Annotated in this window: 7 protein-coding genes and 1 pseudogene; 4 read left to right on the forward strand and 4 right to left on the reverse strand. The window is 70.0% G+C overall.

Going from position 1 to position 11,792, the window contains the following annotated elements; genetic code table 11:
- The first annotated feature begins 186 nt into the window (after nt 1-186).
- Both A5680_RS04060 and A5680_RS04065 read left to right on the forward strand, forming a co-directional pair.
- On the forward strand, nt 187-1,386 hold the full coding sequence (locus tag A5680_RS04060) for an oxygenase MpaB family protein (RefSeq protein ID WP_067816457.1): 1,200 nt from the start codon (nt 187-189) through the stop codon (nt 1,384-1,386).
- A gap of 22 nt (nt 1,387-1,408) precedes the next feature.
- Nucleotides 1,409-2,254 (forward strand): DUF5995 family protein, encoded by an 846-nt coding sequence (locus A5680_RS04065; protein WP_055400475.1) that lies wholly within the window; start codon nt 1,409-1,411, stop codon nt 2,252-2,254.
- Here A5680_RS04065 and A5680_RS04070 read toward each other — a convergent pair.
- The 4 genes and pseudogenes from A5680_RS04070 to A5680_RS26170 all read right to left on the reverse strand — a co-directional run bounded on the left by A5680_RS04070 (nt 2,245) and on the right by A5680_RS26170 (nt 8,058).
- Nucleotides 2,245-5,448: an adenylate/guanylate cyclase domain-containing protein gene (locus A5680_RS04070; RefSeq protein WP_067816462.1), complete on the reverse strand. Its 3,204-nt coding sequence runs from the start codon at nt 5,446-5,448 to the stop codon at nt 2,245-2,247. The two genes, A5680_RS04065 and A5680_RS04070, sit on opposite strands and share 10 nt — an antisense overlap.
- Before the next feature lie 112 nt (nt 5,449-5,560).
- Nucleotides 5,561-6,450: pseudogene (locus A5680_RS04075) on the reverse strand (aldose 1-epimerase).
- A gap of 2 nt (nt 6,451-6,452) precedes the next feature.
- Complete coding sequence (locus A5680_RS04080) at nt 6,453-7,625, reverse strand: FAD-binding oxidoreductase (protein WP_067816467.1); 1,173 nt, start codon at nt 7,623-7,625, stop codon at nt 6,453-6,455.
- A gap of 28 nt (nt 7,626-7,653) precedes the next feature.
- The gene (locus A5680_RS26170) at nt 7,654-8,058 is read right to left on the reverse strand and encodes a DUF3060 domain-containing protein (protein WP_067816470.1); all 405 of its coding nucleotides are present in this window, start codon (nt 8,056-8,058) and stop codon (nt 7,654-7,656) included.
- A gap of 129 nt (nt 8,059-8,187) precedes the next feature.
- On the opposite strand from A5680_RS26170, the gene clpB reads away from it, so the two are divergent.
- Nucleotides 8,188-10,740, forward strand: coding sequence for an ATP-dependent chaperone ClpB (clpB, locus tag A5680_RS04090; RefSeq protein WP_055405166.1), 2,553 nt, complete (start codon nt 8,188-8,190; stop codon nt 10,738-10,740).
- A 152-nt stretch (nt 10,741-10,892) separates the two neighbouring features.
- Complete coding sequence (ttfA, locus tag A5680_RS04095; protein ID WP_055405165.1) at nt 10,893-11,753, forward strand: trehalose monomycolate transport factor TtfA; 861 nt, start codon at nt 10,893-10,895, stop codon at nt 11,751-11,753.
- Nucleotides 11,754-11,792: the final 39 nt, after the last annotated feature.

Raw genomic sequence — 11,792 nt, forward strand, 5'->3', positions numbered from 1 at the left:
GTACCTGCGCGAGCTCCTCGGTGAGCTCCTTCACGCGCGCCGGGCAGCGCCGCGACCTGGCGGTGGTGCCCAAGAGCACCGCCGTGGTGGTGTGGCAGCCGCGCCGAACGCGCGGCTGACCCCGCCGGTGCGGTAACTGGCGTTATTCCCTAGCAAAAACCGCCGGCGATCTGTCATCCTGCCTACATGGCGGGCGCCAACCGAAGCTCCCGATGGACCGACGCGCGGCTCGATGAGATGCGACAGCTGGGCGATCCAGTGGCCGACGAGGCCATCGAGGCCGTGTTCGGGCAGGGCGACGTCCAAGCCGTCAACACGATCATGCAGACGCTGGTGAGCAACGACCAGCCGACCCCCGAAGGTTTGCCCCCGGCCGTACGGGAGTTCCTGGCCAAGACGGCGGCGCTGCCGCCCTGGGCCGACATGGCCAAGATCAAGCGCGGCCAGCAGCTCTTCGAAACCTGGGGGTTGCAGATCGCGATCTGCCTGTTCTGCGCGTCCCTTCCGTCGGCGTACGCGGCGGCCAACGGCGTCAAGGTGCTCTATCTGACGGCCCGGCTCGACACCGACACCCGCCGCCGGGTGATGGAGACCGGCCAGTTCCTGATCAACGTGCTCTCCTCCGGCAGCTTCGGCGAACACGGCAAGGGGGTGCGCAGCATCCAGCACGTGCGGCTGATGCACGCCGCGGTTCGCAAGCTGATCGAGATCCGCAGCAAGGCCGACCCCGACGTGTGGAAGCCGCTCGATTGGGGCATCCCGATCAATCAGGAAGACCTTGCGGGCACGCTGCTTTCGTTCTCCTACGTCGTCGTCGACCCCCTGCGGCAGCTGGGCGTGCGCGTCCCGAGGAAAGACGCCGAGGCCTACCTTCACCTGTGGAACGTCATCGGGCATCTACTCGGCGTGCATCCCGACCTGTACGCGCACAACGTCCACGAGGCCACCGCGCTGGTGGCGACGATTCGGCGCAGGCAGTTCCGGCCGTCGCGCGAGGGGCGCGTCATGGCCGCGGCGCTGATGGAACTGCTCGACGAGATGACGCCCTTTCACCGGTTCGACGACACCGTCCCCCCGTTGATCCGGCACCTGGTCGGCGACGAAATCGCCGACATGCTGCTGGTGCCCGAGTCGGCGCTCACCGATGACTTCGGGCGGCTCAGCCGCGCCGGCAGTTGGTTCTTCGTGCGCGTATTCGGCCGAACCAAGCGCAATTCGCGGCGCTACCAACGGGTCTCGGAGGTGATTCGCCCCTTTGGGCACGACCTGTTGCATGGGTTGTTCCGGCTGAACCGGGGTGGGGAGCGCGCGAAGTTCGACATACCCGATCACCTTGCCCGCAGCTGGGAGCTGTCGGCACCAAAGCCCACCCGCCGCCCGGCATAGTCGACTGAAGGGAAGACCCGACATGGCTGCTCCCACGCCTCCCGCCCCCGAGTTCCGGCCGCACTGGCTCGACGAGCCAAAAACCATCGACGATGTCCTGCGCAATATCGATCGGGTAATCGACTGGGCCAAGACGGCGGAGAGCCACCTCGGGTACTTCGCCGTGCTGTACCGGCGGACCACCCTCGCAATCCGGGACGCTGTCGGCGACAACGTGTTCGAGGATGGCCCCCGGATGACCGATCTCGACATCGCCTTCGCCCGGCGTTACTTCAACGCCTTGAATGCCTACTTCTATCCGGAGCGGGGTCCCGGCCCGACGCTGCCTTGGGAGGTCGCGTTCGTGGGCGACCACGACGATCAGGCGATCATTCTTCAGCACATGATGGCCGGACTGAATGCGCACATCACGTTCGATCTGGGGCTCGCCGTCTTCGCGGTCGCCGGCGACTCGATGGACAGCCTGGCGGTCGATTACAACCGGGTCAACAAGATTCTGTGCAAGCAGCTGCCCGACGTTCTCAAGGTCATCGACACGCTTTCCCCCGAAATCCGTTGGACCCGGTGGCTGGTGCCGGGCGAGATCCGCGCGCTCGACCGGTCGCTGGTCAAACTGCGCAGGGGGGCTTGGGAATTCGCCTACTTCCTCGCGACGCACCGGTCGAAGGTCACGGAGAAGATGGTCCACCAGGAGGCCTGGGCGGCGGCGTTGGGCTCGTTCTATCTGCAGCCACCCGGGCGGGTGACCCCCTTCCCGGCGCTCGTCCGCCTCGTCGGCAAGCACGAAATTCGCGACGTGGCCGCCAACCTTCAAGCGCTCGAAGAGGTATCGAACTCCCCGCACAGGCCGCGCAAGGGTTATCGCTGATCCGGCCGCGCGAGGATGGTTTGCGCTCGCGCGAACTCCGGCCACCGGGCGTCACCGGGGAAACGGCGGACAACGTCGACGAGCGCGGACGGATCGCCGTCGATCTCATAAAGCTCGAGCAGGCAACGCAATTCGAACAGGATCGCCCCTTGGCGCCGGGCGAATTCGAGCGCCTCGTTCAGGGCTTTGCGCCGTTCCTCGGGGGCAGTGAACGTCCGCGCGCGCACGCGCATCAGCTCGCCGTCGTAGAAGTGCATCCCCGTTTCTTCCGCGTGCCGCAGCGCCATCTCCAACCGTTCCCGCGCCCGCTGCGCCGCGCCCGCGGCGATCAGCAGGCGGCCGACGATCGCGTCGTGGAACGTCAGGAACATCTTGAGGTGCATGCGCCGGGACCCGTCCACCCAGCGCGCGACCTTTTCCGCGTGGCCGGCCAGCGTGGCGGCGTCGGCGTCGGCCTCGAGCGCCGCCAGCGCCTTGACGGTGGCGTGTTGGGTTCGACCGACCAGCTGCCACAGGTCGAGCCCGGATTGCTCGCTGAGCGTGCGGAGTTCCGCGACCGCGGTTGCCGCCTGGTCGATTTGGCTGCTCTCCAGCCGCACCCAGATCTCCATGTAGTAGGTGCTCGCCCGGTTGTAGGCGTCGCGCGGGGAACCCAGGACGTCGCAGCGCCGCAATGAATTCGCCAACTCCGTGTGCGCCCGGTCGAGGTCGCCGCACGCGGTGTGCGTCAGTGCCATGTAGGTGTGCGCCAACGAGATCGGGTCGACGTGCACCCACCAGGCGGTGTCCAGCACGAGGGGATCGGCCGCGGAGCTATCGGCCAGCGCCCGCAACAGGTGATCGCGGGCGGCCACGAAGTCGCCCTCCAGCCAGACGACCGAACCCATCACCGAGGCGATCGCCGGAATGCTCCAGGGCCGATTCTCGGTGATCCGGGCGGACAGCGAGTCGACCAGGTCGTGGGCCCGGCGCAGCTCGGCCCGCGGGACGTAGTAACCGATCAGCCCGGTCAGCGTGGTGAGCAGTTCGTCCTCGTAGTCACCGCCGCTGGCCAGGGCCAGGCAGCGTTGGAAGTCGGCGGGACCCTCGCCGCTCATGCTGCCTTGGGTCGCGCCCGTCAAGAATCCACGTTCCATCCGGATGGCGATTTCCTTGCGGTCCCGGTCGGGGTTGGCCGGGCAGTTGTCCAGCTGGGTGAGGGCGTCCGTGAGGCAGACCACCGCTTCCTGCAAGGCGCCGCGGCGCCGGGCGTTGGCCGAGGCCATGTGGTAGGCCTCGACGGCTTCCTCGTAGTGGTGGGCCTGCTCGAAATGGCTTGCGACCACCGGCCAATCCGGTTCGGCGTCGGCCGCCGCGCTGACCAGCGCGCGGGCGGCGCGCGCGTGCAGGTCCCGGCCCAGCGACGGCGGGGCCAGCTCGGCGGCCACCTCGCGCAGCAACTCGTGGCGGAAGCGCCAGCCGTCGTCGCCGCGCCGTTCGAGCACGCGCGCCTGGACGAGTTCGGTGACGATGTCGTCGACGTCCTCGGCGTCGCGCCCGACCACGGCGCGCAGCATGGGCAGATCGCCGGCGCGCCCGATGACGGCGGCCGCCTCCACCACCGGCACCACGTCGGGCCGGGAGTGATGCAGCCGGGCGAACAGCGGCTCGTAGAGCGCCTCGGGCACACCGGAATCCGTTCCGGCGCCGTCGAGTTCACTTACCACGTGCTCGATGTAGAACGGCACCCCGTCGCATCGCTCGACCACCTCGGCGCGCTGCGCCCGGGTCACCGCCGGGTTGAGCGCGGCGATCAGGGCCTCGGACTGCTCATCGGTCAGCGGGGGAAGGTCGAAAACCTCTGCCGGCCAATCGGTTTGCAGCCAGTCACCGTCACGTCCGGTCACCACCACCAGTAGCCGGCCGTCCGCGCCGGCCAGCAACGAGTTGAGTAGCTCCGCGGTGGACGCGTCGAACCAGTGCACGTCCTCCGCGATCACCAGCCCGGCATGCCGGCCGAGGCAGGCAAGCACGTACTGCAGAACCGTCGCGCCGATCGACTCGTAAAGCGTCCGGCCCTCGAGGGCCGCGGCCTGATAGCCGTGTTCGGGGCCGACGCCGATCACGGGGGCGAGCAGCGGCGTGGCGATCGCGGGGTCCAGACCGCCGGCGCGAAGTTCGGCTTGCAGCAGGCGCAGCCGCTCCGCGGCGTCGGTCAGCCGGGTGATGCCGCAGCGGCGCTCGATGAGCCGGCGCACCGGATGCAGCCCGGTCTCGGTGTGCAGCGGCGAGCCGAACAGCCGCACCACGGGCCCGCCTGCGGCGCGGACCATTTCGGCCGCCTCGGCGGCCAGCCGGGTCTTGCCGATTCCCGGTTCGCCGCGAAACACGATGCCGGGGCGGGTCAACGTGCCGGCCCGTGCGCGCTGCCAGCTCTGCCGCAGCGACGCACGCTCGCGGTCGCGCCCGATCAGCTCGGGCGATCGCAGCTGCGGCGCCTCGTGTCGCTCGCCGAGCACCCGGTGATGCACGGTCAGACATTCGACGCCCTTCACCGAAGCCGGTGGGCGGGCGTCGAGTTCGAACGAGTCGCCGACCAGGGGCGCCACCGCATCCGACACCGCCACCGTCCCCGGCGCGGCCAGGCCCGAGAGACGCGCGGCCAGGTTGGCCGCGAAGCCGTAGACGTCGTCCTGGTCGGTGTCGAGATAGATCAGGCCGCGGTGGATGCCCACCCGGACGCTGATGGACTCGCCGAACTTGCGTTCCGCCTGGGCGCTCAGCCGCGCGACGGCGCGGGTGATGTCCAGCCCCGCGGCGACGGCGCGCCGCACGTCGTTCTCGTGCGCCTTGGGGTGCCCGAACACGGCCAGCAGGCCGTCGCCCTTGATCGAGCTGATGTGCCCCTCGTAGCGATCGACGACGCGGCGCACCTCATCCCGGTACCGGCCGACCAAGGTGTGGTAATTCTCCGGTTCCATCCGGGTGGACAGCGCGGTCGAGTCCACCATGTCCGCGAAAAGGATTGTCAGCCTGCGTATTTCCCCGTAGCGGGGCGGAATCGCCAGCAGGTCTTCGGCTTCCGGGTTGCCGCGGTCGACCGAAAGAACCTGTCCGGCCAGTGAGGTCGCGGTCGCGCGGTCGCCGGCATTGATCGCTTGCACGGCGCGGTCCAGCAATTCGTCGATCGTGGTGCCGGTCTCGCCAGGGCTCACGCTGCGTCCTCCTGCCAAGGATGGGCTAAAGAGTACGCGTCAAACGCGCCTAATTCAGCACGTGTGGACCCCGAATATGTGTTGGTCCGGACAATTCGCTGGCGGCCCGCCCCTAGACGCGGATGGCAAACTGGGCGACCGCCGGTTCACCCGGTCGCGCGCACCGGTAGCCGCCGCGGCGCAGGGCGTCGGTCGGCGCCGTCATCGGCTCGAAGCAGATCACGTCCTCGGCGGTGGGCGCGAAGATCTGCGCCGCCGGGTACCCCTGCTCGAAGCGCACCTGTAGCCGGCGCCCGCCGCCCGACACCGCGAACACCGCGCCCTCGGGCACCCGATCGTAGGCGTCGTCGAAAGCCTTGTCGCCCAACGCCTCTTCGCGGGCCGCGGCGGGCTCGGACGCGCCGGTCGGCAGGCCCCGCTGGTCGAGCAACAGGTGCGCAGCGGCGGGGTGTCGATCACCCACTCGGCGCGCGGCACGTCCGGCAGGCGCAGGTAGGGGTGGAAGCCGAAGCACAGCGGCACGGCCGTGTCGCCGGTCGCGCGGACCGTGGTGCGCACCGTCAGCGTCCGCTCGGCCAGCCGCACCGCCACCGTGAGCACGTGCGGGTACGGGAAGGTGGCCAGCAATCGCGGGTCGGCGGCGAAATCCAGCTCGGCCGTTAGCTCGTTGTCCGACTCGGCGGTGACCCGCCAGCCTCGGTGGCCCGCCAGCACGCCGTGGATCGGCAACCCGTTGGGGTCGGCGCGCACCCCGTTCTCGCCCGGCGTCAGCGTCGCCGTCACGCCCTCGGCGGTATAGGAGTTGTCGCCCAACCGGTTCGCCCACGGATACAGGATCGGGATGCCCATCGTCTTGCCCGCCGTCACGTAGGCGTCCAGCCCACGGCGTTGCCCGAGCAGCTCCACGCCGGCGTCGCTCAGCGAGGTGCCGATCATGCCCGCGTCGGGCACGAACTCCGCGGTCACCGCCGATTCCGGGTCGCGCAGGGTGACGACGCGCATGCTTACCTCCACAGTGGGTCGTGCTGAATACGTTCCGGCGGAGCGCCTTTGGCGATCAGGGCGGCCTTGGTGGCCCGCACCATCGCCGGCCCGCCGCAGACCAGGATCTGCCGGTCGCCCCAGCCGCCGTATTTGGTCACCACCTCGGGCAGCCGACCGGTTTGCCGCACGTGCAGGCCGCGCGGCGGCGTGCAATCGGGATAGTCGGCGGCCCACGCCGGGTCGGCGCTGTACTCCGAGACCGGCGACACCGACAGCCACGGGTTGTGGGACGCCACCTGCCACAGGGTCGGCAGGTCGTAGAGCTCGCAGCGGTAGCGGGCGCCGAAGAACAGGTGCACCCGCGGGTTCACCGCGTACCGGGACAGGTCCATGATCAGCGCCCGCAGGGGCGCCAGGCCGGTGCTGCCGGCGACCATCAGCACGTCCCCGCCCTCCCGGTCGACCCGCAGGCCGCCGTGCGGGCTGGACAGCCGCCAGCGGTCGCCGGGCCGCGCCTCGTTGACGATCGCGGTGCTGACCAGGCCGCCGGGCACCACGCGAACGTGGAACTCGATGCCACCGCCAGGGTCCGCCGGGATGGCGGGGGACAGGTAGCGCCAGCGCCGCGGGCATTGCGGGACATGCACATTGACGTACTGCCCGGCGTGATAGTCCATCGGCCGGTCGAGCTGTAGCCGGACGACCGCGAGGTCGCGGGAGACCCGCATGTGCTCGATTACGGTGCCGTCCCACCACGCCGGCCCCTCCTCGGCGTCCGCGGCGCCCCGCATCACCCCGGTGATCAGGTTGAGCGATTGGTTGGCCGCGTCGTCGACGGCGTCGGTCCAGGCGTCGCCGACGTGCGCCCGCAGCGCCGAGAACAGCGCGCGCCGCAACGTGTCGTAATGCTGTCCCAGCACACCGTATTTGCGGTGATCGCGGCCGAGCTGAGCGAGAAAGGCCACCGGTTCCTGGGCGCGCTGGTCGACGAGTTCGCCGTACACCCAATGCAGCGCGTGGGCGAAAGCCGTCCGCTGCCCGCCCATTTCGGGCGGGAACAGGTCGCGCACCGTCGGGTCGAGGGCGAACCACCGGGTGTAGAACCGGCGGACGACCTCGTTGCCGGGCCCGGAGTCGTCCGCGCCGAAGGCGTCGCGCAACAACCGCAACGCTTCGGTGTCCTCGAGCCCCACGGGCCCCGATTCTAGGCTCGCGACCCGCTCAGCCCTGCTTGACCGTGTTGGCCGTTCCGGCGCTCACCACGTTGGGGGAGCCCCAGTGGTAGGTGACCGCGTTGCCGGTTCCGGACGTGCTCACCGCGTCCGTGCTGTCGACGGCGACGCGGTTGTCGTGGCCAGAGACGCTGACGCTGGTGCAGTGGCCGGTGACGGTGACCGTGTTCGCCTGGCCGCTGACCGACAGGTAGCCGCCCTGGCAGCGGACGGTCTTCGTGGTGCCGGTCCCGTTGACCTGCAACGTGCCCGACTCCGGGACGGTCGCCGACGGACCGGCGCCGGCGAGATCGGCGCCGAATCCGGTCGCGGCCAGGCCTCCCAACGCCAGCCCGCCGGCCACGATGGCCAGCGTCAGGGCGTTAGGGGCCCGGCGCTGCTCCATTTGCGTCATCGATACGGGGGTACCCCCTGCGCCATACCGCCCAAAACTCGTTAGAGTTGAGCGGAACAGACTCAACCTTGACGGCGTTGTACATCGCGACAAGCATTTGGAACTACCCCTGAACGGAGGTGGCCCGGTTTGGCCAGCGACTCTTTCAACCCGACAACCAAGACGCAAGCGGCGCTGACCTCGGCGCTTCAGGCGGCCTCGGCCGCCGGTAACCCCGAGATCCGGCCCGCGCATCTGCTGATGGCCCTGCTGACGCAGGCCGACGGGATCGCGGGGCCGCTGCTGGAGGCTGTCGGCGTCCAGCCCGCGACCATTCGTACCGAGGCCGAGCGCCTGGTCGGCCGCCTGCCCCAGGCCAGCGGCGCCAGCTCGCAGCCGCAGCTGTCGCGCGAATCACTGGCCGCCATCACCACCGCCCAGCAGCTGGCCACCGAGATGGACGACGAGTACGTCTCGACCGAGCACCTGCTGGTCGGCCTGGCCACCGGCGACTCGGACGTCGCCAAGCTGCTGACCGGCCACGGCGCCTCCCCGCAGGCCCTGCGCGACGGCTTCGTCAAGGTGCGCGGCAGCGCCCGGGTGACCAGCCCGGAGCCGGAGGCCACCTATCAGGCGCTGGAGAAGTACTCGACCGACCTGACCGCCCGCGCCCGGGAGGGCAAGCTGGACCCGGTCATCGGGCGGGACAACGAGATTCGCCGCGTCGTGCAGGTGCTGAGCCGTCGCACCAAGAACAACCCGGTGCTGATCGGTGAGCCCGGCGTCGGCAAGACCGCGATCGTGGAGGGCCTGGCCCAGCGCATCGTCGCCGGCGACGTGCCGGAAAGCCTGCGCGACAAGACCGTCATCAGCCTGGACCTGGGCTCGATGGTGGCCGGCGCCAAGTACCGCGGTGAGTTCGAGGAGCGGCTCAAGGCCGTGCTCGACGACATCAAGAACTCCGCCGGGCAGATCATCACGTTCATCGACGAGCTGCACACCATCGTCGGCGCCGGCGCGACCGGCGAGGGCGCAATGGACGCCGGCAACATGATCAAGCCCATGCTGGCCCGCGGCGAGCTGCGGCTGGTCGGCGCCACCACGCTCGACGAGTACCGCAAGTACATCGAGAAGGACGCCGCGCTGGAGCGTCGCTTCCAGCAGGTGCTGGTGGGCGAGCCGTCGGTGGAGGACACCGTCGGCATCCTGCGCGGGCTGAAGGACCGCTACGAGGTGCACCACGGGGTGCGCATCACCGACTCGGCCCTGGTGGCCGCGGCCACGCTGTCCGACCGCTACATCACCGCCCGCTTCCTGCCGGACAAGGCCATCGACCTGGTCGACGAGGCCGCTTCGCGCTTGAAGATGGAGATCGACTCCCGGCCCGTCGAGATCGACGAGGTCGAGCGCCTGGTGCGCCGCCTCGAGATCGAGGAGATGGCGCTGGCCAAGGAGGAGGACGAGGCGTCCAAGGAGCGGCTGGAGAAGCTGCGCTCCGAACTGGCCGACCAGAAGGAGAAGCTGGCCGAGCTGACCACCCGCTGGCAGAACGAGAAGAGCGCGATCGACGTGGTCCGCGAGCTCAAGGAGCAGCTGGAGGCGCTGCGCGGCGAGTCCGAGCGGGCCGAGCGCGACGGCGACCTGGCCAAGGCGGCCGAGCTGCGGTACGGGCGCATCCCGGAGGTCGAGAAGAAGCTCGACGCGGCGCTGCCCCAGGCCGAGGCGCGGGAGAACGTGATGCTCAAGGAGGAGGTCGGGCCCGACGACATCGCCGAGGTGGTGTCGGCGTGGACCGGCATCCCCGCCGGCCGGATGCTCGAGGGCGAGACCGCCAAGCTGCTGCGCATGGAGGAGGAGCTGGGCAAGCGCGTCATCGGTCAGAGGCGAGCCGTCCAGGCGGTCTCCGACGCCGTGCGGCGGTCCCGGGCCGGCGTCGCCGACCCCAACCGGCCGACCGGGTCGTTCATGTTCCTCGGCCCGACCGGCGTCGGCAAGACCGAGCTGGCCAAGGCGCTGGCGGAGTTCCTCTTCGACGACGAGCGCGCGATGGTTCGCATCGACATGAGCGAATACGGCGAGAAGCACTCGGTGGCCCGGCTCGTCGGCGCCCCGCCCGGCTACATCGGCTACGACCAGGGCGGCCAGCTGACCGAGGCGGTGCGCCGCCGGCCGTACACGGTGATCCTGTTCGACGAGATCGAAAAGGCGCATCCGGACGTGTTCGACGTGCTGCTGCAGGTCCTCGACGAGGGCCGGCTCACCGACGGGCAGGGCCGCACGGTCGACTTCCGCAACACCATCCTGATCCTGACGTCCAACCTCGGGTCGGGCGGCAGCGAGGAGCAGGTGATGGCCGCGGTGCGCTCGGCGTTCAAGCCCGAGTTCATCAACCGGCTCGACGACGTGATCATCTTCCACGGCCTCGAGCCCGGCGAGCTGGTGGCGATCGTCGACATCCAGCTGGCCCAGCTGCAGAAGCGGCTGGCGCAGCGCCGCCTCACCCTCGAGGTGTCGCTGCCGGCCAAGCAGTGGCTGGCGCAGCGCGGGTTCGATCCGGTCTACGGCGCCCGGCCGCTGCGCCGCCTGGTGCAGCAGGCCATCGGCGACCAGCTGGCCAAGCTGCTGCTGGCCGGCGACGTGCACGACGGGGACACCGTGCCGGTGAACGTCAGCCCGGACGGCGATTCGCTGATCCTGGGCTGAGGCCGCTCGAACGTCGACTTGTTGTAGGCATTTCATCCGAAATCGCCCAACAAGTCGACGTTCGGCGCATGTGTGGGGTGTTTAGTCCTGTAATTGGGTTGTGACCAGCCGGACTTCTTTATTCCGGCACGATTGCGGATACCCTGTGTGGGATGGTCCCCCTTTGGTTCACGCTGTCCGCGCTGTGCTTCGTCGGCGCGGGCGTGCTGCTGTACGTCGACATCGATCGACGCCGCGGGCGCAGCAGGCGCCGCAAGTCGTGGGCGCGGTCGCACGGGTTCGACTACGAGCGTGAATCGGCCGACATCCTCAAGCGCTGGAAGCGCGGGGTGATCTCGACGGTCGGCGACATCGCCGCGCAGAACGTGGTGCTGGGTCAGATCCGCGGCGAGGCCGTGTACATCTTCGACCTCGAAGAGGTCGCCACCGTGATCGCGCTGCACCGCAAGGTGGGCACCAACGTCGTGGTGGACCTGCGCCTCAAGGGCCTCAAAGAGCCACGGGAGAGCGACATTTGGCTGCTGGGCGCCATCGGCCCGCGGATGGTGTACTCCACCAACCTCGACGCCGCGCGGCGGGCCTGCGACCGCCGCATGGTCACCTTCGCCCACACCGCGCCCGACTCCGCCGAGATCATGTGGAACGAGCAGAACTGGACGCTGGTCGCCATGCCGATCACCAGCACCCGCACCCAGTGGGACGAGGGGCTGCGCACCGTGCGCCAGTTCAACGACCTGCTGCGGGTGCTGCCGCCGCTGCCGGAGGAAACCCAGCAGGAGGCCGGCGCGCCCGCGGCGCTGCGCAGCGCGTCGCCCGGCCGCCCGCTGGCGCCCGCCGGTCGCGCGGAGCTGCCGCCCCGGCGCGCGCAGCAGGACGTCTCCGGCCTGCTCGGTTCGGAGGCCGCCCGCCGGCCCGCCGAGCCGATCCGCCGGGAGCAGCGCGCCCCCGACGCCGTCCGCCGGCCGCCGCCCACCGGGCGCAACGGCCATCAGGCCACCAACTATCAGCACTGACGGCGCGCCGGGCGCCGGACGGGCGGCGCGGCCGCCGTC

It is taken from the genome of Mycobacterium sp. E2989 (genome assembly GCF_001667595.1).
Lineage (GTDB): Bacteria > Actinomycetota > Actinomycetes > Mycobacteriales > Mycobacteriaceae > Mycobacterium.